Below are 22,001 nucleotides of genomic sequence, written 5' to 3' on the forward strand. Positions count from 1 at the left end.
TTTGATTAACGTTCTTCAAAATGGATTCTTTTCAAATAGATTAAGATCTATAAAAGTTGCCCGTTTTTTCGTCATCTTCCGTTCGTTTAAACCCGCCTCTAAAAGCGCCCAATTATCATACCCTCCATCGCTCCTTTGACAATTGCATTAACTGATAATGAACAGATTGACGATACTGCTTAAAGCTTTGACGTATCAATTTTTATTTCTCAACTTTTTTGTAGGGCACCGCATGACTTTCTTGCTTGCGTATACTTGCCAAGATCATTATCAGTAACACTAAACCAATGCCAACCATAATTGTGGTTTTCCCACCGAAATGAGCTAGTCCACTTAAGAATAGTCCCACTATACCGAAGTCTGAATCTGAAAATGTAGCATTTGATAGACCCAAATCTCCCAACACAGGTATTAATAGAATTGGCATGAAACTGATTAAAAGACCGTTCACAAATGAGCCTAAAATCGCACCGCGTACACCACCCATTGCATTTCCAAACACCCCTGCAGCAGCACCCGTAAAGAAGTGAGGTACTACACCTGGTAAAATAATGATTCCTCCTGATAACACTAGTATTAACATACTAACAATACCGCCCAAAAAACTTGAAAAGAAACCAATTAATACAGCGTTTGGTGCATAGGTATATATAATTGGAACATCTAATGCCGGTTTTGAATTTGGCACAATTTTAGAAGATATTCCTTTAAATGCTGGTACAATTTCAGCTAATACTAATCGTACACCAGCTAAAATGACGAAAACGCCGGCAGAAAACATTCCTGCTTGAAGTACCGCAAATAAAATATAGTTTTTTCCGTCACTTAATTTACCTTCGACATAACCCGGCCCTGCAAAAAGAGCCACAATAACGTAGAAAATCGCCATAGTCAACGCAATACTAACTGTACTGTCTCGTAAGAAGCCAAGCCCTTTTGGAAAGTTAATTTTTTCTGTTGATACAATCTCTTTCTTTCCCTTTACAGCCATCCCCACAAGACCGCCAACTGCAAAACCAACTGCCCCAGAATGTCCCAGTGCCACGTTGTCATTACCTGTTAATTTACGGATAAAAGGTTGAACGAGTGCTGGAGAAAGCGTCATGAAAATCCCCACTGTTAAAGCACCGAAGAGAATTAATGAAAACGATGTAAAACCACTTACGGATAAAATGATGGCAATCATACATGACATGTACAAAGTGATATGTCCTGTCAGAAAAATATATTTAAATCGTGTAAAACGAGCAATCAGCAGGTTTACAATCATACCAAAAAACATAATTAATGCGGTTGAAGAACCATATTTACTCAGTGCAATCGCAACGATGGCTTCATTATTTGGAACGACACCGTTTACGTTAAATGCTGCTTTGAACATTTCTCCAAATGGAGCGAGGGCTTGTTGAAGAATCCCTGCACCTGCTGTAATAACAAGGAATCCAACAAACGTTTTTGTTGTTCCTTTTAGTGTATCTGAAAGATTTTTCTTTTGTGCAAGTAGACCTACTAAAGCAATTATGGCTACTAAAACTGAGGGTTCACTCAGAACGTTAATTAATACATTTAACACCTGATTCATCTCTATCACCTCTCAATTTCTTTACAGCAGATTTTTTTCTTGCAGAACCCCTGTTAATTTGGTGCGTAATTCTTCTAAGTCAATAATATTATCCAAAATTACGACGTTTCCTAAGCTTGCACCGCCCTCTGCAATATCTTTTGCAAGGAAGAACACGTCTGCATCCTCTGGTGTTGCAGAACCTAAATCAGAATGATTTACTTCTACGCCACTTACTCCCATCTCGTTCAGCAACTGTTGAATATTCATTTCTACCATAAAACTTGTTCCTAATCCTGATCCGCATACTGTTAAAATTTTCATTATTCATCTTCTCCTTTTTTTCGCATCATAGCTATAATTTCAGCTGAGGTTTCAGCGTCTTTTAAACGTTTTAATGAGTCTTCATTTACTAAAAATGATGTCAATTCTGACAGCGCTTTTAAATGTAATTTGTTATCAATGGCTGCTAGGCAGATAAACAGGTCAATTGCATGTTCTTCTTGGTTCAGTAACAAAACTGGTTCCTTCATTCGTAAAAGGGACATACCAAGCTCTTGTACACCTTGTTCTGGCCGGGCATGAGGAATAGCAATTCCTTTCCCTATATGAATAAAAGCTCCCATTTCTAAAACTCTATCAATCATTGCTTGAGTATAGGCTGAAGTAATATAATGCTGTTCCTCCAAAGGTTTTGCTGCTAATTGGATTGCTTCTTCCCACTCTAGTGAAGCGTCAGAGAATTGAATCTTATCCTCTGTTAAAAGTTCAGAAAGCATAGGCGCGTAACTCCTTTCACGTGTATGGCTCTGTCTTAAATGTTTCGTTAAATCTTCATAAAGCGCTTTTTCATTTTTAATAGTTGCATATTTTCGTATGGTCGCCATTACCTTATCCATTGGTATAGTTGATTGAACCGGCAAATTAAAATCAGCTGCAACAGCCTGTTGCAAATAGTTTTCCTCCAACGCTGTTAATAATGGGCGTGTTAAATAAACAGGTTTTGATGATTCCAAATAAATAGTTGAAAAAATCATATCGTAACTGTCTGGTGACAGTTTTTCGATTTCCGCAGCTGAATATGATTCCGTAAAATGCAATTTTGGAAACAATTGTCGTAATTGAGTTCGCAGCATCATAGAGGAACTAATCCCGTTTGGGCAAACGATTGTGGCTCTATACACTTTAGGTTTAGCCTCTAGTTTTCGAACATGCCCACCGAATAAAATCGTAAAATATCCTATCTCTTCATCTGAAATACATTTTCCCGTATATTCAGAAAGTGGTTTCAACGCCTGTTTAACAAATTCAAAGAGTACACCGTGCTCTGTTTTAATTGTGTCAATCAACGGATTTGATAATGGCACTTCACAGATGATTCTAAAATAGGCTGGAACCAAATGTTTATATAAGAGCGATTTTAAAATAGGCTTTTCCTTAAATGGTACTAATGTTAAGCGCTCTACTTCTGAAATGATAGTACTCGATACAAGGTCAAGCGTTTCATCAATATGGAGCTCATCTATATTCTGCATAGCAGATAACAATTGAATCGTTAGATAGATAACCTCTGCTTCAGCCACTTCACCAAATAAATAAGCTGATAGCTCTTCCCCCATTTTTAATAAGGGCTGTTCTGTAATTAATTTGATTTGCTTGATTGGTAGAATCAGTTTATGATGCCCAGACCTGCACCGTAGAAATAAGAGTTCATAAACTAGCTGATCTAGTCGGTTACTAACAAAATTAACCCTATATTTTTCAGCTAAATCATTTACGTTCTCTCTAATTGCTGAACCCGTATTATCATAATTCCAACTATCAAGAACTTGCTTCATCCCTGAAATGCCCATTGGCAATTGCAAAAGCGTTCCGATACAAATAGTTGCAAATCGACGCTTAAGCCGCTCTTCTCCCTCTAGGTGAAAGCCATCTGTCCGGTTATAAGATAACTGGATGCCTTCTTTCTCACAATACGAACGGAGCTTTTTAATATCCGCTAGTGCTGTATTCCTGCTTACCTGCAGAAAAGACTGATAATGTATATTTGCTATCGCTTCTCTTCGAATATACGTGTATAAATAAATCAAGTATATTCGCTCAGTCTCTTGAAAAACTGACTGCTGGCGGTTAAGCGATGTTCCTTCTTGTTTCCAATAATTTTTAATTCTTTCATCAACCTTAAATTCTATATCAATCACTTGAATTTTTGGTAAGTCTAAATTACTTAATGCATTGTTCAACTTATCAAGCGTATAGGCAAATTGTCGAGGTGATAAATTTATTTGAAGTCTCAACTCCGGAATTGACAACTTCGGGTAATTAATCATCTGCTCAAGCAGCTGCAATGATTTATGATCAAACATCTTATTATCCTCCTCATATTTATTATAAAATAGAAGTGTTAGCGATTACATAACTGTTCAATCCAATCTTTGTTGTGGTTTTAGAATAGCTATTGGACTGAAGGTTATATTTTCCATTTAAAAGTTTAATATAAGCCCTCGCACCACAGAATGACAAACGTTTATTTTTCATTTTGAGACTGATTTTTATCTTTTAAAGTTACAGTAGAGCAATTTAAATTGCCTCCCCTCCCTACCTATAGTAAGCATTTCTATCTACGTAAAAAACAAAAAAGAAGCGACCCTTCGGCAACTTCTTCCCTCTTTTACTATTCACACATCATGATCCGAATTATTGCACCTGCAAAATAATCACTTGTATTTAACTTCTTAAAAACGACAGCAGCGCTTCGTTAAATTCTTGTGCATGCGTTGCATTTAAGCCGTGTGGACCGCCCTTTATTAAGGCTACCTTGGAATTAGGAATTGCTTCATGCGTTCGCATTCCGCTATATTCAAATGGGACAATGGCATCTGAATCACCATGAATAACAAGCGTAGGTATCGTAAACTTGGCTAAATCTTCTCTGAAATCTGTTTTGCTGAAAGCAGCTATACAGTCTAGTGTGCCTTTAGGCGATGCAGCTGCTGCAATATCCCAATTGTACAGTCGAAATGGTTCACTGACTAAGTCAGTTCGATCTCCAGCCCCAAAAAATGTTTTTGTAAAATTATCAAGAAAAGCTAAACGATCATTTTTTACGCCGTTTTCAAATTCTTGAATGGCTGCATCATCCAACACTCCTTCAGGATGATCCTCTGACTTATAAAGAAATGGTGGTACTGCTCCTGCAAATACAGCTTTTTCTACTCTATTTGTTCCATAAGTTCCTATATAGCGAGCTACTTCTCCGCCCCCCATTGAAAACCCGACTAGTGTCACATTTGTTAGATCCAAATGTTCTAGTAACTGATGTAAATCAGCCGCAAAGGTATCATAATCATAGCCGTTCCATGGCTGAGAAGACTTTCCGAATCCTCGGCGGTCATAGGTTATAACTCTGTGTCCCGCCTCAACAAGAGCCGGAACTTGATATTCCCAAGATCGCCCGCTTAGTGGCCAGCCGTGAATTAAGACAACCGGCTTCCCCGTACCATGATCCTCATAGTATAGTTCAATAGGTGCTTTATTTTCTGTTCCTACCGTAATTTTTGCCATTTCGCTACCTCCAATATATAGTCTTTCTCTATTCGGTTAAGTGGTTGTAAACCTAGCATAGATAATAAAAAAGATCGCTAATTCTCCTATAATAAAAGTGCTGGGAACAATCAGTATTAAGTTAACAATGAAAAACAGAGCTAAAATCCCTAAAAACAATCCTAAATGATAAACTTTCAAACGATGTTCTTCGAATCTATACTGGTGAAAAACAAGAGTCGTTGCTGTGAAGTAGAGCAGCACGGAGCCGAATACAAAATATAAGCTGAATGTATAATGAACTTCATGTAAAAACATGAGTTTGATCGATGCTGCAATCATGCTTAGAGACATGAGGATAATTAAATGTCCGTAAATAATCGTTTGTCCCGCTCTTTGAATGGCCTTGTTTACTTTCTTTTCTACGTTCTCAAAGTATTGCCACCACATTGCGATGATCAGGACAAATGAAATACCCGCAAATAAAATGGTATTCCAATCCCCTTTTTGAGGCTGTATCACAGCAAGAATGCTGACAACGGATTCTCCAAACAGGATTAATGTTAATAAAGCAAAGCGTTCTAACAAATGAGCGGTGTTGGTCGGTAATTTCGCTAACCGTTTATGCCCTAAAATAGGTAAAATCATGTCCACTGCAATTCCTGTATACAACACGGCGTAGCGGACCCACGAATCAAAAAAGAGCGAAAGAAGCGAGATGAAAATCCCGATTCCAAAGCATGTGCCTAAAAACACTGCAACTTTTTTTCTCTCATCTCGTTCAAATTTCTGCACGATAAGATATTGAAGAGCCGTTAACGCCCTTAGCCCAATATAGCCAATTAAAAAAGAGACGTAATATTGATCAAAATCTACGGACAAACTTGAAATCATAATCAGGACAAACAGCATTTGAAGAATCATAAAGATGCGCTGATGCAAGAAATCCTGTCCAAACCGATTGATAAACATCGTTTGTCCCGTCCACGCCCACCATATCGGGATAAAGATCAGTACAAACTTTAGCAAGTACTCCGCATGAATATGCCCTTGTTCAACGTGAAGCAAAACATGAGTAGCAGTCGCAACAGCTGCCACAAACAACAAATCATAAAAAAGCTCCAGCCACGTAACTTTTTTTTCTTCCACTACTCCGCATCCCTTCTTATCATTTATCAGGCTGTCGTTAATGTATTTTATTTTATATACAAGAGACGCATACTTCATGACAGGTAGCGTAGTAAAAGATAGGTGAGCCAACTCTTCATCAGTCGGCTCACCTACCTAACAATTGCTTTTATGTCGTTACGTTTTCTCCGTCACATAAATGCTCCACAGATGCCATTCTACTTTCATGTCTTATATGTAAAGAGAACGACCTATGCAAAACTTAGTTTCTGCTAAGTTAGACACTTTGCTTGCTGAAATCGCGCTGAGCTCCTCTATAGCTGCCCATTAAGTTTTGATAACCAGGAAGATGACTAGAAATTAAATTGCCAAAACCTTCAACGTCGTTGCGCCAGTCACGCTGAAGCTCGCACGCTACGCTAAACCAGTTCATAAGCTGTGCGCCCCCGTGAGCCATACGCGTTAACGCTGCATCTGCGACTTGCTTATTAAAAGTGCCAGAAGCATCTGTCACAACAAACACTTCGTAGCCTGCTTTAATGGCAGAAAGCGCAGGAAAAGCAACGCAGACATCTGTCACTACACCGGCGATAATCAGCTGTTTTTTGCCAGTTGCTTCAATGGCTTTAACAAAGTCTTCGTTGTCCCATGCGTTAATTTGTCCGGGACGAGCTATTTTTGGCGCATCAGGAAACAAATCAACGAGTTCTTGCATGAGCGGGCCGTTGGGTCCATTTTCAAAGCTTGTTGTTAAAATAACCGGTAAATCAAAGAATTTAGCCGTATCACCAAGAGCCAAGACGTTGTTTTTAAATTCATCAACACCATAGTCACGTACAAGGCCGGAAATAAGACCCGTTTGATGGTCAACTAAAAGCACGGCAGCATCATCTTTTGAAAGGCGAGAGTAAAGATCAGACATTTTATAATCCTCCTTAAATTAAGGCAAGTAAGGATACATGTACCTCTTCCATTCCTTACAAGCGGTCTATAATTTGAATGGTTTTTTGGATTTCATTTATGATCTGTTAGGTTAAAACATGTATAAAAAGAAAAGCTATTTCTGAGGTGAATATTCGTGAAGTCTGCATCTATTAATCTAGAACAGGAACAGGCGCTTGATCAATCCAATGAATGAACTGCTGTAAGTAGCGTTGAAGATAACGTTTCGTTGATTCATCGGTCAGTATTTTTTGTTGAGAATCAAATTTTTCATGAACTTGCGAAATCAGCATTTTTTGAAATGGTAAAACGTTGACTTGCATAGCTTCCAGTACTTCTCTCGTTTGCATTTGAGCAAAGGCCGTACCGAAGCCTCCAGGGGTTGCGCCAATTAGACCAACTGGTTTTCTGTTTAAAACAGAAGAGGTGCGAGGTCTTGATGCCCAGTCCAAGGCATTTTTTAACACTCCTGGAATTCCGGAATTGTACTCTGGACTTACAATGATGACGCCGTCAACGTCTTGAATCGCAGCTCTAAAGGATGCGACAGATTCTGGTGCTCCATCAGCTTCTAGGTCTTCATTAAAAAAAGGCAGGCTGCTTATTTCAATCCAGCGATATTGAGCTGAGTCATCTAATGTAGTTAATGACTCAGCAATCATTCGATTATACGAATCTTTACGCAAGCTTCCACAAATAAGACCAATGGTTTTCGTCATATATTCACCTCCTTACTTGGAATTAATTTCATATTAACACGGTGTTTCAAATATAGATATTAGTTTTATATATAGATAAATTAATTCCTTCTTTATACCTAAATTACGGTTGAACTAGCGTTTTACTATTACTAAAAGAATTTTCTCGTTAAAGTCTAATCTAATTCTCTCACTTCAAAAGGAATTAAATTTCCTTCAATTTTATCTCGATGGATTTCATACTGTTCAGGCAGCATGAGTTTTTCTCCCATTGTTTCGATTGACTCATCATGAGCAAAACCTGGAGGGTCTGTTGCAATTTCAAATAGAATTTCTCCGTGCTCTTTAAAATAAATCGCATTAAAGTAATTTCGATCTCGAACAGCCGTCACTCCGTATCCGCTGTCGGCTACGTATTTCTGCCACTCTAACTGATCTTCATCATCTTTCGCTCGCCATGCAATATGGTGAACCGTTCCAACACCCATTTGCCCGCGTCCAACTGTTGTTAATTTTAAATCGATCACATTTCCAATTTCAGCTGATGATTGAAAACGTATAAAATCGCCTTCTTCGCCTATCTTTGTTAGCCCCATTACTTCTTCTAATAATTGAGCTGTTTCATGAGGCTTAACAGATAGTAACGTGGCGCCTCCGAATCCTTTAATAGCAACATCAGGTTTAATTTCACCGACTTGCCACGTGTTCTTTTCGCCTTCTTCTCTTTCAACAATCTCTAGATGCAAACCATGAGGGTCGTCAAACTCTAAGTACTGTTCTCCAAATCGCTCCATCTTTGTAGCTGGAACCCCAAACTTAGCTAATCGCTGTTCCCAAAAGTCCATCGCACCTTTTGGAACCACATAAGAAGTTACGCCAACTTGCCCGTCACCTATTTTTCCTTGTCTTGCATTTGCCCACGGGAAGAATGTGATAATCGTTCCAGGTTTTCCGCCTTCATTTCCAAAGTAAAGGTGATACGTTCCTGGATCATCAAAGTTTACCGTTTGTTTGACCAAACGTAACCCTAACACACCTGCATAGAAATCAACATTTTCCTGAGGATGACCTACAATCGCCGTGATATGATGAATACCCGCTGTTTTTTTACTCATTACTACCATCTCCTTTGATACATTTTTCGTCATATGTTTCGTTATCCCTCTTAAAATTACAACTATTTATCATAAATATCTCGAATTCGAGATATTAATCAAAAAATAAAAGCGTCTTTCTTATTCCAACCCATTTTCTCTTTTAGAAAATAAAAGTGTCTATCGCATAATAACCTGGTCCAGCAATTGCTACACCAATCGCTACAACTAAAAGCGTAAGATTATATTCATACCCATTTTGTGTTGCCCAGTATCCATTTGGACCGTGTACTTTCACAATAGCCATTACCATTGTTCCCGCAATCAAAAGCGCTCCTAGCGGTGTAAGAAGTCCTGCAGCAAACAAAGCCCCGCCTACCAGTTCTGATAAGCCAGCCATTAAAGCCATTCTAACACCTGGTTTCATTCCGATGGATTCAAACCACCCGCCCGTTCCTTTTAATCCGTGGCCGCCAAACCATCCGAATAATTTCTGAGTTCCATGGGCCATAAAAGATAATCCAATGACTAAACGTATTAATAATAAACCAATGCTCACCATTTTTTATTCCTCCTATTTTTTCATCACTTTAAAATCTCGAATTAAAATATCTTTAATTAAGGATAATTATAAAACCATATGATTCCACTGTCAATATGAATTTTTATATTTTTTTGTAGCTAGTTGAAACGCTTAACGACGTATTAAAAACATATTCATGATTTTATATGGATATGAGCATGGAAGCGGAAAATATAACGGCTGAACTTTGTTGTTTATTAATCATATTAAAAAAGGAAGCAAGGAAGGTTTATTTACTTTTCGGTGAAATATAAAAGTAATATCACTTATTCATACAAAAATGCACCCTACAAATGTAGCAGGATGCATTTCACTCAGTTTTCTGTATCGTTATTATTTTTTCTGCTGAAAAGTTCCTTAACACACTCAAATGATTAGAAAATATTCAGCAGTTTCTATTGGTCCAATTCCTTCAAGTACGTAACTTGAAAATACCTCTAAATTTTACTACTAGGCAACTAAAATAAAAAGAAGTTAGTTTAGCTGAATACTTCTGATGATTCTAAGATAGCCATAACACTTTGTACGGATTCGATTGAACGTTTTAGCCCTTCATTTTCCTTTTCCGTTAAAGGAAGTTCAATGATATGTTCAATTCCATCTCCCCCTAGGATTGTTGGTACACCTAAGTAAAGATTATTACAGCCATACTCACCTTCTAGATAAGCTACGGAAGGGAGAATTCGCTTCTTATCCTTTAGGATCGCTTCTGCCATTTGAACCATAGAAGCAGCAGGAGCATAATAGGCACTTCCATTTCCAAGCAGGTTAACGATTTCTCCTCCACCTTTGCGTGTTCGCTCTACAATAGCTTCTATACGTTCAGGTGAAATGATTTTATCAAGTGGAATTCCTCCGGCATACGAATAACGAACTAATGGTACCATATCATCTCCATGGCCGCCTAAAACAAATCCTGATACATCTTCAACAGAGATATTTAATTCTTGAGCCACAAATGTATTAAAGCGGGCTGTATCTAATACACCAGATTGACCTATTACTCTATTCTTAGGGAACCCAGTAGTTTTATAACAAACGTATGTCATTGCATCGACTGGATTACTCAGCACAATAATATAACTATTTGGTGCGTGTTTTTTTACATTTTCCGATACTTCTTTCATAATTTTTGCGTTTGTTGAGACTAGGTCGTCACGACTCATTCCCGGTTTTCTTGGAAGTCCTGCAGTAATTAATACTAGATCTGCATCCTGAATGTCCTCATAGCTAGATGTTCCCTTGATATTAGCATCAAACCCTTGAACCGGGCTTGCCTCTAACATATCAAGTGCTTTTCCTTTGGTTGGGTTAGTCTGGGAAGGAATATCAACTAATACTACGTCTCCAAGTTCTTTTTGCGCCATCATTAATGCTGCAGTGGCCCCTGTAAATCCCGCTCCGATTACAGCTATTTTTTTACGCTTAAATGCCATGATTTATCCCCCATTCCTCGTCGTTTATATGTATGTTATTCTACTTTTTGATCTTCTTCTACAGTAGCAGAATCTGCTTTTGCTTTATATTGAATACTGGATTTTGTCTTAGCAGCCGATGATTTTTTAGCCGTTTTATTTTCTTTAAGTGCTGCTTTTGACTGCGATTCTTTAGTCTCATCTTTTAATAGGCTATTTCCAACTTCTTCGTCGGGATGGGGAATTACGTGTGCTGACACTAATTCTCCAACACGAGCCGCTTCTTCTTTTCCCATATCTACAGCTGCCTGTACTGCACTAACATCACCTTCAACTAACACTGTTACAAGAGCTGCATCCACTTTTTCTTGCTTCACTAAGCGGACATCAGCTGATTTTAGCATCGCATCCGCTGCGACGATCGAACCTATTAAGCCTCTTGTTTCAATCATGCCAAGAGCTTTAGCCATTCTCTCCACCTCTTTCTATATCAACAGAGTCTATAATCCCGATAATAATTGCATCAATGGGTAATGGAGTGTCGGATGCCATATGTGCTGCAGCACTTCCTTGAGTAACCATTACCTTATCACCAATCCCGGCTCCAATACGATCAACTGCAATAAAAGAAGAGTCTTTATTCGATTTATTTAAAAGTTCAGGTTGAACAACTAAAAACTTTAAACCGCGTAAATTATCTTCTTTTCTTGTTGCCCAGACGTTGCCAATTACTGTCCCTATTTTCATAAAACATCCGCTCCCTCTACGTCTATCACGCAAATTTCTTTTCCTAATTCTCTTGCTGTATCGCGCGCTAGAGGAGTGATAATCGTTTTAGGTAAAACGGTAATTTTTTCTTCTTCTACTAATTTCACATGTCTTTGGGTTAGCACTCGTTCTGTAAATGATAAAGAATGTCTGTTTAAGCCTGATTGCAAAAATCTCTCAAATGATTGGATTTTTACCCCAAAGCTTTCTAATGTATTTTTATAAGCGATTAAATGTGCTGCATATTTGTTGTTTACTGGTTTTTTTTGATTACTGGATAGCAAAACGTTTCCTAAAGTTACAGAAGGAATGAGTGAAACAGAAATTCCTGCTAGCAAAGCCTCCGCCAAAAGACAGCTTTCTAGTGTATCTGTAATACCAAGAGCCCCTTTTACTAGGAGGTCCTGCTTTGCTTCTGCAAATAAAATACTTTGTATATCTTTTGGAAGGTTTTCTTTTTGGTCATCGCTGTAAACCAGTGTCCAGCTTGTTTCTAACTTTTTGATTTGAATTGGATCGATTGCTGCCGACTCTTTCACGATCAGCAGCTTTGGCTTTACCTTTAGGTGCTGCTTGTCTGATTTATCTAATCGTTTTAAAACTTCTACTACAATTTGTTCAATCAGAGCATGATGGTTCATAAAGCTTCCTCGTATAGAGAAAGAACCCCTGTAGCTCCAGTAGAAATTAGCCCAGCATTCGCTTCATCTGTATCAATATGCATTTCAAGCTTAAACTTTGGTGAAACTCGAATTAATACACGTTCGAGCGTAGTAGGTCTTTCTCCTTGAGAAGTAATGCGAACACACTGACCATTTTTTACACCATAAGCTTCAGCATCACCTGGCGTCATATGAATATGAGCTCGTGCAATGATTAACCCTTCTTTCTTGTAAATGCTCCCCTTTGGTCCAACTAATGTAATCGCTTCTGAATTCTTTATATCTCCAGACTCACGTAGTGGAGGAACAGAACCAAGTTTAATTGAATCTGTTTTACTGACCTCCACTTGAGTTATACTCCTTGCTGGGCCAAGGACTCGAACCTTTTCGATGCTTCCTTTAGGCCCCACAATAGTAACTGTTTCATTAGCTGCAAATTGCCCAGGCTGAGACAGGTCTGATTTTTTTGTTAGCTCATACCCTGCTCCAAAAAGAGCTTCTACATCTTCTATACTTAAGTGACAGTGTCTAGCAGATACAGCCATTGGGACTGTATTGCTTTGCTTGGTTGTTTGACTTAACTGCTGAACAACCTCTGCTACAATCGATTGAATGGCCTGCTTATTCATGCGCTATGCTCCTAACTTTTTAAGCTTATAGTTCACTATCAATTTTTGGTAAAATACTTTCTAATTCATTGTGTGGGCGTGGGATAACATGAACGGAAATAAGTTCTCCAACGCGCTGTGCAGCCGCCGCACCAGAATCTGTTGCTGCTTTTACCGCGCCTACGTCACCGCGTACTAAAACCGTTACAATTCCTCCACCTACGTGCACTTTACCAACTAAATGTACGTTTGCTGCTTTTACCATTGCGTCTGCTGCCTCTACTGATGCTACTAATCCTTTTGTTTCAATCATTCCTAATGCTGTTAGTTCTCTTGCCATTTTTAATTCCCCCTAATTAGTTTGTTTGATATTTTTGAAGTGCTTGATTAACCATTTCAGAAATTGCTGCCGAATCAATTGGTCCCTGTGGTTTTAATTGATTCATAACTTCGTTGACAATTTCCTGTACGTCTTGATGATCTTTTGTATCTGAGGAAGCAGAGGTAAAAGATACGGATGGTTTTGGAATTGTCACCTCTTTTGTACCATAAGCCATTCGCTTAATATTTAATAAATGTCGAGCGGTCACATTGTCTGACGTAATGTTACCTCCGAACGAACCACATCCTAGTGTAAAGGAAGGCTTAAGTCCCGTCGTACCACCCACAGCTCCAACTGACGAGAGTGTGTTAACCATCAGTCTTGAGACCGGCATTTCAAGAGCAAACGTTTTAGCTACAGCATCATCGTTTGTATGAAGCGATAAGCTGTGACCTCTTCCTCCAAGATTTAATAAGCTTAAACATAATTCCCTTGCTTGTTCGTCGTTCTTAGCTGTATACAATGGGAAGATAGGTGCTAGCTTTTCAATCGAAAATGGTACATCCTTTGCCACCTTTGTTTCTTCAGCAACTAAGATGCGTGTATCAGAAGGTACTGTAATACCTGCCATTTCAGCAATTTTCACAGCACTTTGACCAACAATATTTGGGTTAAGCTTCTTTGGAATGGGTGAAATCACTTTTTCCATCTTGGCTTTCTCTTCTGAATTTAAGAAGTAGGCTCCATTATTCTTTAATTCTCTAATAGCCATTTGTTGAATATTGAGGTCGACAACAATCGCTTGCTCGGTTGCACAGATCGTGCCGTTGTCGAACGTTTTGCTATCGACAATCATTTTTACTGCTTGGTCAACCTTCGCAGTCTTTTCAATATATACAGGTACATTTCCTGGACCTACACCATAAGCTGGTTTCCCAGAACTATACGCTGCGCGAACGAGGCCACTTCCACCTGTTGCTAAAATTAAGTTCACATCTTTATGCTTCATTAATTCATTGGTTGCTGCCATAGAAGGATTGGAAATCCACCCAATAAGCCCTTCTGGAGCTCCTGCTTCAACTGCTGCACGGGAACAAATTTTAAGCGCTTCCACTGTACAATTCATTGCCCGAGGATGAGGACTGACCACTAAAGCATTTCTAGTTTTTAAACTAATTAATGTCTTGAAGATAGCCGTTGAAGTTGGGTTAGTTGTAGGAATAATTCCAGCAACAACTCCAAAAGGAGAGGCGACTTCTACCACTTTGTTCGCTTTATCTTCGTGAACAATACCTACTGTTTTTTCATTTTTAATTGATTCATAAACAGCTCTAGATCCTACCTCATTTTTGATTTTCTTATGTTCTACAACACCCATTCGCGTTTCTTCCACTGCCATTTTCGCTAGTTCTAACGCTTTAGAATAGGCTGCTTCGGCCACTCGTTCAACAATGCGATCTACTTGCTCTTGTGAAAAATTCAAGTATACCTGCTGTGCGGCTTTTGCCTTTTCCACTGCATCTCGCATCTCTTGTAAAGATTGAAGATCTTGATCAAACTGCATATCCAACAACTCCTTTCTACTGTCTATAAGCTTTTTAATAATGAACTGGATTTCTTGCAATGTCTAAAATAGCCTGGCGAAACGCATCAGCAGCTGCTTGACAGGCTGATTGAGACCCTGTTAAAAACCCACCGCCAAAATTTGTTTCAGAAGGAGGGCCAAAAAATTTCACAAGTTCTACATCAGCTGCTTTAAGCGCTACATCAAGTCCATACATAGCCTCTAGTGGAGGGGCAATTAAATAAGCTAGTGGTTCGCCAATATCGATTCCTGCTTCTTTAGAAAGGTAAGAACCTGTCCTTGCCACCACATGTGCATACAGCGCGTGATTTTTCTCTTCATCTAACGCTTCAAAATAAGCATCGGATTTTGTCACTTGTAAAACAGCCTCAATGCCAGCTTTAACTTCATCTGGGCTTGGACCCGCTAATACCCCAATCATTTCACCTGATAGCGGACCTGACGCATGGGCAGCGCCAGCATAAAAGGAACGGGCATAAGCTACCTCAACGTCTGCTCTTTTAGTGGCTTCATCTAAAGCTGTATAGCCCACGTCATCAATACTTGATGTAAACATGGCTAAACTTCTATGGTAAGGCTGCAAGTTAAACTGTTGAACTAAGGCGTCATCCACATTTGGAATCACACGAACAGCTAAAATGTCAGCATGGATACGTGTTAAAGCCACTCTTATTCACCTCTATTGTTCTTTTTGAACAAGCGATACTCCGCTAGCTTCATATTTTAAAATTTTTTGAACCAATGTACCGAGATAAGCACCCGCTTCAACTGGAGGAATACCGCCTTTATGAATATTGGAAACCACCATTCTCTCAGCTTCGATCATTCCTTTTCTCGGTTCATAGCATAAATAGGCACTTAAAGATTCTGCACTTATAAGTCCTGGGCGTTCTCCAATCAAAAGCACCACCACTTTTGGCGTCAGAAGTTCTCCGATGTCATCCATTACAGCAACCCGGCCTTTTTCTATGTAAAATGGAATGCCTACATCTAAATCTGCGCTTTTTAAGGATTGTTGAAGAGATAAATAAACATCTTCCACATTTTCCTCAATGGCTTTGGAGCTTAAACCGTCAGAAACAATAATTTGAACAGTTGGTGATTTGGTACATTTTTCTTGAATGCACTTTTTTGCTTCATCTGATAGCTTTCGTCCATAATCCGGTCGGCGAATGTACACTTCTTTATCTTTTACCTGAGTATTTACTTTAAATAAATTCAATCGTTTTAAAAGGTCGTCGTTCACATTGCCATACACAGCGTCAACGGCTGCTGCATGGTCATAGCGGAATTTCAGCCATGTCTCTGTTCGTGGACGCAAGCCTGCTCTGCCAATCCCGATTCGAGCAGGTGTTTTCTGAATCAATGTGTCTAATTCTTCTTGATTCACTGGATTTTTAATACCAGACACCTGCTGTTTTGATTCAATATCTTCTTCCTGTTGAATAGCCATTTTACTTTCAGGCAGAGATGTTAAATTATTTTCTTGAATATTCGGAAATTTAATTAATTCCTTTACCGAATCATCTTCTACTACTTCAGCTAGAGGACCATTAATTACTTTCTTATTTGCACTGGATGTATGATCCCAGAAAGTTACGCTGCTTTGACGATCGTCAGTAGGAAAGCTTTGTTCGAAACAAGATTGTTTTTCTAGCTTTTCGACAATGGATCGTGTAATTTTTTCAATCAATTCAGGATTCATCTTCTTTATCACCTACCTTGTAAAAATACTTGGATCTCCTGCATATTTACTTAATTTCCCTTGTTCAAAAATCCCCATTTTCTCGAGCCACTCTGCAAACAAAGGAGAAGGCTGTTTCCCCAATGTTTGCCTTAAAGTCGCTACATCATGGTAGCTCATTGATTGGTAGTTAAGCATACAATCATCACCCATTGGTGTTGCGATAATAAAATTAACGCCTGCAGCTGTTAGCAATACACCTAGATCTTCAATATCATTTTGATCTGCTTTAATATGATTGGTGTAACAAATATCTACACCCATTGGAATTCCATGCATCTTTGCCATAAAATGATCTTCTAAGCCTGCGCGAATAACTTGCTTGTTGTTGTATAAGTACTCGGGTCCAATAAAGCCAACCACGGTATTTACAATGTAAGGGTCGTAATGACGTGCAAACCCATAGTTACGCGACTCTAACGTTAGCTGATCCATTCCAAAGTGCGCTTCAGCTGATAGCTCGGAACCTTGTCCTGTTTCAAAATATAAGCACTGAGGCCCTGTTCCTGTTCCGTGACTCTTAGCTAATTGATTTGCCTCTTCTAGTAAGGCTGCACTGATTCCAAATGAACGGTTAGCGGCTTCTGTTCCAGCGATACTTTGGAAAATCATATCCGCTGGTGCTCCTTGTTCAATGGCTTTCATCTGAGTCGTAACATGAGCTAAAACACAGTTTTGAGTTGGAATCTCCCAATCATTCATAAAGTTTTTTGTGGCGTGGAGCAGCCGTTTTACACTTTCAACCGAATCATCTACAGGGTTAATACCAATAACGGCGTCTCCAATTCCGTAAGACAGGCCTTCTTTTAACGAAGCAATCATGCCTTCTACATTGTCTGTAGGATGGTTAGGCTGCAGTCTAGAAGCTAAGACTCCTTTTTGGCCAATCGTAATATTGCATTTTGTTAAAATTTCAATCTTATTTGCGGCGTGAACTAAATCGAGGTTTGACATTAATTTTGCTACTGCAGCAATAATTTCACTATTTAACCCTCGACTAATCCTCTTTAAATCCTCACTCGTTGTTTCATCACTTAAGATATACTCTCTAAGCTCTGCTATGGACCAATTTTTCATTGCTTGATAGATAGGTTCATTTACTTGACTCTCAATAATTTGAGATACTTCGTCTTCTTCAGGTGAGATCATTGGGTTTTCGCGAATATCAGCAAGTGTTAATTCACTAAGCACTTCCTTTGCAGCAATCCTTTCTTGAACGTTTTCTGCAGCTAGACCCGCCAGACGGTCACCAGACTTTTCTTCATTTGCCTTAGCAAACAAATCTTTTAAATCAGAAAATTGATAGACAGCACCTAAATAATGTGTATGTAACTTCAACAGTGAAGCCCCCTTTCTTATGAATGGAACGTAAGGGTTTTGACTACTACCGGTACCACACTTGTTTGTAGCAATTGGCCAATATCTAAGTAGTCACCGTGTTCCACCTTAATTTGATCAATACAAATAATGCTTTGCGACGAATCTTGGGCAACAAGCGTTTGGCCCAATACCTTGGCATGATCGCTCTCAAGAACAATAATCAGCGGCTGATCTGTTTTGTTTTTTTGTTTCACTGCTTCTAGCAGACCTTTTGCCAATTGTTGAATATCTCGAAATCCTACGTATGGAAGCCCAGATAAGTACAAGGCAAAATTTTGTCCCTCCTGTTGTGGGTCATGTATCTCAATTGCATCTTTTACAGCATCCTTTAAGTGATGAACACTTTTTTGAAACCCATCCTTAAAAGAAATTTGATAAACAGGTACATTTCGTACAGGTAAATCTTTGGTTTCTACTTGAATCGTGGCTCCACTGATTTCAGTCGTTTGTGTACCAGCACCAAGAACAGTTGCGCGAACGGTTTCATCAGGCTGAATCCATGACCATCCTTTCAAACTCTGACTATCTCTTAAAGAGTCCGCAAGCATCATTCCTATGTCGTGGTAAGGAGCTTGTTCAAAACCTTTAGACTCATATCGATAGAGGCACTCACTGATTCCACCAGAAAACATAATGACATCAATTTCTTCTTTCCAATTCGGTTCATGACCTAAAAGTAGTACCTTGTCTTCTGCTGTCATGGTACGTGTTAGCATTCGACTAATCACATCAGCCATATAATTTGTTATTTTCTTTACCTCTTCTTCCACCAGTACATCACCTGTTGCAAGAGTACTATTCCATTCTTTTAATAGGTTTCTAACGGGTGGCGAAATGCTGCTGATTTTATCTTCCGAAAACTCTATCAACCTTCCGCCTATATGTAGTGTGCAGGTTCCACACAGCCTTCCCATTCGATAAACTGCTACATTAGCGGTTCCTCCACCAACATCTACATTGGCAATAGTTTTGCTCGTTTTTTTAGAGTATTGGTAAGCTCCTGATCCTTTTGCAGCAATAATCCCCTCTAGATCGGGGCCTGCAGTTGCTACTAAAAACTCACCGGCATGATTTGAAAGATGGTGAATCATTTCTTCCGCATTTTGCTTAGTTGCTGTTTCACCTGTAATAATCACTGCACCTGTTTTAATATCTTCAGAACCAACGTTTGCTTTATCATACTCATCTCTAACAAGCTTCTCTATTGCTTCAATATCGACTGTTGTTGATGTGAGAAGTGGTGTTCGATAAATTGGGCTGCGATGAATAATTTCTTTATCAATAATCTCAATACGCGGCAAGTGTGTTCCTCCTGCCATATTCATCAGAGAAAATTGGCTTAACACAATTTTGGTTGTGCTTGTTCCTATATCAATTCCTGCGCTGATAATCTCCTCTTTTAGCGGTTCGTATTGTTTCATATCCCTCCACCTCGTCAACCTTCAATCAGCAAAAGGTTTTATTCATTACTGATTGCTAATTAGTCGTGTTTTAGTCAAATAAAAAAGGCACCTCATACGAACTATCTCCTGAAAGATAGCTGTATAAGGCGCCTTTGCCCGTATTTTTTTGTATATTTAGAATATAACTGATTTCTTACAAATTGTAAAGGTTTTCATTAAAAAATAATATATTTCGATTTCCAGTTATCACTACACTCTTTCATCTCTTGTAAAGACTGACACTGTACCAAAGCTCGAACCTCTTCAAGCCCTTCTTTATTGCGGGAAGAAGTGACAACAATAGGCCCATTTACAACTACTTGTTTTGCTTTTTTAATAGCTAAGCTTACATCAGCACCTTCCGCATCACTTTTTGTAATGACCCCAATAGCTAACTTATTGATGCCTGTACTAAAATTGGGTGGAAAGACTGTCTTTTTCTTTGTGGCGTCCTGCAGGTATAACACATGTGTAACTTCAAAGGCGGTTGCCATAATATTTTTATAAAAAAAAGGGTTTTCAACATACTCTCCTGGTGTATCAACGATCCAATCATAGTAGATTAAAGCTTGAGTTTTAACTGCCTCCACCGACTTTCCAAGCAGAGCATTTGTTAATGTTGATTTGCCGGCCCCAATTGAGCCAATGAGCATGGCTCTGTTTTTTTTTTGCATAATTCTTCCCTCCTATATTATTAGGATTTTGTAATAATTGAAGGCGTGTACCCTAATGTTTCGGAGAGAAAACGATTAATTTCTCTCATGGCCATATCTACTTCTGAAACGCTTCCTACAATAACAAGACTTCCTGTAAAACGATCTAAAAAACCTAATTGAACATGTGCAGCTTTTGTAGCTAAATCACCTGCAATGATAACCGTCTCGCTTGGAGTCAATGTTAGAATACCTAGAGCTCCTTCTTGTTGTATACCTAATTTATCAAACATATCCGGATCTGGATTTGCAATCAAATGGCTCAATGTAATTTGTTTTCCAGGCACAAACTCTTGAATAAAACGCTTTTTTTCTTCACTCATAAAAATTATCTCTCCCTTATCGTACAAATTCTATACATTGCTTACATCACTTGTGTCTTACTTCTTTTCTCTTCTATCTTTTCGTTTTCTTCAGCCGCTGAACTTAAGTACTCGTCTTTTCCAATAATACCTGCTTCACGGTCCTTCCTTTCTAGCTCTAAGGCTTTTGGAACAGATAGCCAATATGCTAAACCGATGCCTATCACACCCGCAGAGAACTTCCCGATAATAACGGGGAGAATTAATGTTGGCTGGAAATTGGCTGTAAAGGATAAATGATCTCCTAATAAAAATGCCGAGCAAACTGCAAACGAAATATTAATAACTTTGTCTTTTGGAGGCATGCTGCGAATGAGCTTAAACATCGCCAAAATATTAGCAATTGTAGCTAAAATACCTGCACTGCCTTCTTTACTTAATCCAAGTTTTTTCCCTACAGCTTCAAGCGGCTTTCCTGCATATTTTTGAAGCAAATAAACCATTGGAAATGCACCAGCAAGCATGATGCCAATATAACCTGCTGTTTCTAGCGCACGGAATTGATCCGCTTTATCTGCCATGATCGGATGAAATCCCCAGCTTCCAAATAGATGAGAGAATAAGCCTGTAAAAATTTCAACGATGGAGAAAACAAGAACTAGCTTAATTCCAGCATCCATGATACGCCCAAACCACATAAACCCTTTAATCATTAAATCAGGCAAGAAATATAGTCCTACCGCTAACAACACAACAAATAATAAAAGTGGAGATAAATTCAAAATAATTTTTAAATAACTTATCGTAAATTCGTATGTTGAATCACTTGTAGTGGAAATAATTTTACGCACATCAGAATTGGTTACCATAATTAAAACACTTGAAATAAAAGCACCAATAGGAATCGTTAATACACCTGACATAACGCCCAGCGCCATATACTTATGGTCGCGTTTATCAAGCATGGCCAGTCCTACTGGAATCGAGAATACAATGGTTGCTCCGGCCATAAAACCTACTATCATGGCCATAATCCATCCTTCGTACGACTCCTTTAATACGTGTGCTAATTGATATCCTCCCATATCCGTTGCCAAGATAGACGTGGCAGCAATAGCAGGATCTGCCCCAATAGCTGAGAAAAAAGGACCGCATACAGTACTAATAAACCAAGAAAGATATGGAGTTGCGGCCATAATACCAGCTGCTGGTATAAAAATGTACCCGATAGAATGCAAACCCTCCATAAATTGCTTTCCTAATCCTTCATCACTATTTCTAATCGCAGCAATAGCCCCACACACTGCACAAGTCATGATAATATAAATCACGATTTTTCCAATGATAACCACACCCAATTCCCCCTATATGATGATTTTTTATTTAAACAGATAATAGTTTAACTATTTCTATCTATTTAAAGCATATGAAATAATCTGTTAAGAGCTTTGCTACGAGAGAAAGATTAAAATTGTTCCCTTAAAAAAGACAAAAAGGTGCCAGGTGGTTTT

The 22,001-nt window shown here is 38.7% G+C and carries 23 protein-coding genes; all 23 read right to left on the reverse strand.

The window, feature by feature from the left end:
* Positions 1-202: 202 nt before the first annotated feature.
* The 23 genes from ulaA to eutH all read right to left on the reverse strand — a co-directional run bounded on the left by ulaA (position 203) and on the right by eutH (position 21,842).
* The gene (gene ulaA / locus LIS78_RS18700) at positions 203-1,582 is read right to left on the reverse strand and encodes a PTS ascorbate transporter subunit IIC (protein ID WP_221781106.1); all 1,380 of its coding nucleotides are present in this window, start codon (positions 1,580-1,582) and stop codon (positions 203-205) included.
* Between the two features lie 21 nt (positions 1,583-1,603).
* Entirely contained in the window at positions 1,604-1,885 is a 282-nt protein-coding gene (locus tag LIS78_RS18705) for a PTS sugar transporter subunit IIB (protein ID WP_025753109.1), read from the reverse strand.
* Positions 1,885-3,927, reverse strand: a complete 2,043-nt coding sequence (locus tag LIS78_RS18710) for a BglG family transcription antiterminator (protein ID WP_195782321.1) — start codon at positions 3,925-3,927, stop codon at positions 1,885-1,887. Before LIS78_RS18710 ends, LIS78_RS18705 begins: the two co-directional genes overlap by 1 nt.
* A gap of 361 nt (positions 3,928-4,288) precedes the next feature.
* The gene (locus LIS78_RS18715) at positions 4,289-5,125 is read right to left on the reverse strand and encodes an alpha/beta fold hydrolase (RefSeq protein WP_252284168.1); all 837 of its coding nucleotides are present in this window, start codon (positions 5,123-5,125) and stop codon (positions 4,289-4,291) included.
* Between the two features lie 36 nt (positions 5,126-5,161).
* The gene (locus tag LIS78_RS18720; protein ID WP_252284169.1) at positions 5,162-6,253 is read right to left on the reverse strand and encodes a low temperature requirement protein A; all 1,092 of its coding nucleotides are present in this window, start codon (positions 6,251-6,253) and stop codon (positions 5,162-5,164) included.
* A gap of 256 nt (positions 6,254-6,509) precedes the next feature.
* Positions 6,510-7,154 (reverse strand): isochorismate family cysteine hydrolase YcaC, encoded by a 645-nt coding sequence (gene ycaC / locus LIS78_RS18725; protein ID WP_013058356.1) that lies wholly within the window; start codon positions 7,152-7,154, stop codon positions 6,510-6,512.
* 172 nt (positions 7,155-7,326) lie between these two features.
* The gene (locus tag LIS78_RS18730) at positions 7,327-7,893 is read right to left on the reverse strand and encodes an NADPH-dependent FMN reductase (protein WP_252284170.1); all 567 of its coding nucleotides are present in this window, start codon (positions 7,891-7,893) and stop codon (positions 7,327-7,329) included.
* 155 nt (positions 7,894-8,048) lie between these two features.
* Positions 8,049-8,987, reverse strand: a complete 939-nt coding sequence (locus LIS78_RS18735; protein WP_252284171.1) for a ring-cleaving dioxygenase — start codon at positions 8,985-8,987, stop codon at positions 8,049-8,051.
* Positions 8,988-9,129: 142 nt separating this feature from the next.
* Positions 9,130-9,528 (reverse strand): DoxX family protein, encoded by a 399-nt coding sequence (locus LIS78_RS18740; protein ID WP_016766319.1) that lies wholly within the window; start codon positions 9,526-9,528, stop codon positions 9,130-9,132.
* 500 nt (positions 9,529-10,028) lie between these two features.
* Positions 10,029-10,985 carry a malate dehydrogenase gene (gene mdh, locus LIS78_RS18745; RefSeq protein ID WP_013058360.1) on the reverse strand — a complete coding sequence of 319 codons (957 nt, stop codon included), beginning with the start codon at positions 10,983-10,985 and terminating at the stop codon, positions 10,029-10,031.
* Positions 10,986-11,020: 35 nt separating this feature from the next.
* Entirely contained in the window at positions 11,021-11,434 is a 414-nt protein-coding gene (locus LIS78_RS18750) for a BMC domain-containing protein (RefSeq protein ID WP_252284172.1), read from the reverse strand.
* Positions 11,427-11,711 (reverse strand): EutN/CcmL family microcompartment protein, encoded by a 285-nt coding sequence (locus LIS78_RS18755; protein WP_209150457.1) that lies wholly within the window; start codon positions 11,709-11,711, stop codon positions 11,427-11,429. The genes LIS78_RS18750 and LIS78_RS18755 overlap by 8 nt, the downstream gene beginning before the upstream one ends.
* On the reverse strand, positions 11,708-12,373 hold the full coding sequence (locus tag LIS78_RS18760; RefSeq protein ID WP_195782313.1) for a hypothetical protein: 666 nt from the start codon (positions 12,371-12,373) through the stop codon (positions 11,708-11,710). The genes LIS78_RS18755 and LIS78_RS18760 overlap by 4 nt, the downstream gene beginning before the upstream one ends.
* A complete protein-coding gene (locus LIS78_RS18765) occupies positions 12,370-13,023 on the reverse strand; it encodes a phosphate propanoyltransferase (protein ID WP_057273746.1) in 654 nt (217 codons plus the stop codon). Before LIS78_RS18765 ends, LIS78_RS18760 begins: the two co-directional genes overlap by 4 nt.
* Before the next feature lie 25 nt (positions 13,024-13,048).
* Positions 13,049-13,342 carry an ethanolamine utilization microcompartment protein EutM gene (gene eutM, locus LIS78_RS18770; protein WP_013058365.1) on the reverse strand — a complete coding sequence of 98 codons (294 nt, stop codon included), beginning with the start codon at positions 13,340-13,342 and terminating at the stop codon, positions 13,049-13,051.
* Between the two features lie 16 nt (positions 13,343-13,358).
* The gene (locus LIS78_RS18775; RefSeq protein WP_252284173.1) at positions 13,359-14,888 is read right to left on the reverse strand and encodes an acetaldehyde dehydrogenase (acetylating); all 1,530 of its coding nucleotides are present in this window, start codon (positions 14,886-14,888) and stop codon (positions 13,359-13,361) included.
* Between the two features lie 34 nt (positions 14,889-14,922).
* A complete protein-coding gene (eutL, locus tag LIS78_RS18780; RefSeq protein ID WP_057234380.1) occupies positions 14,923-15,576 on the reverse strand; it encodes an ethanolamine utilization microcompartment protein EutL in 654 nt (217 codons plus the stop codon).
* A 12-nt stretch (positions 15,577-15,588) separates the two neighbouring features.
* A complete protein-coding gene (gene eutC / locus LIS78_RS18785; protein WP_252284174.1) occupies positions 15,589-16,614 on the reverse strand; it encodes an ethanolamine ammonia-lyase subunit EutC in 1,026 nt (341 codons plus the stop codon).
* Between the two features lie 12 nt (positions 16,615-16,626).
* Positions 16,627-17,991: an ethanolamine ammonia-lyase subunit EutB gene (locus LIS78_RS18790; RefSeq protein WP_252284175.1), complete on the reverse strand. Its 1,365-nt coding sequence runs from the start codon at positions 17,989-17,991 to the stop codon at positions 16,627-16,629.
* Positions 17,992-18,008: 17 nt separating this feature from the next.
* Positions 18,009-19,454, reverse strand: coding sequence for an ethanolamine ammonia-lyase reactivating factor EutA (locus tag LIS78_RS18795; protein WP_195782309.1), 1,446 nt, complete (start codon positions 19,452-19,454; stop codon positions 18,009-18,011).
* 197 nt (positions 19,455-19,651) lie between these two features.
* The gene (locus LIS78_RS18800) at positions 19,652-20,149 is read right to left on the reverse strand and encodes a EutP/PduV family microcompartment system protein (RefSeq protein ID WP_209150461.1); all 498 of its coding nucleotides are present in this window, start codon (positions 20,147-20,149) and stop codon (positions 19,652-19,654) included.
* 20 nt (positions 20,150-20,169) lie between these two features.
* Positions 20,170-20,511: an ethanolamine utilization microcompartment protein EutS gene (gene eutS, locus LIS78_RS18805; RefSeq protein WP_195782307.1), complete on the reverse strand. Its 342-nt coding sequence runs from the start codon at positions 20,509-20,511 to the stop codon at positions 20,170-20,172.
* A gap of 41 nt (positions 20,512-20,552) precedes the next feature.
* Positions 20,553-21,842 carry an ethanolamine utilization protein EutH gene (gene eutH / locus LIS78_RS18810; protein WP_252284176.1) on the reverse strand — a complete coding sequence of 430 codons (1,290 nt, stop codon included), beginning with the start codon at positions 21,840-21,842 and terminating at the stop codon, positions 20,553-20,555.
* Between the last annotated feature and the right edge of the window lie 159 nt (positions 21,843-22,001).

This window comes from Priestia megaterium, from assembly GCF_023824195.1.
GTDB lineage: Bacteria > Bacillota > Bacilli > Bacillales > Bacillaceae_H > Priestia > Priestia megaterium_D.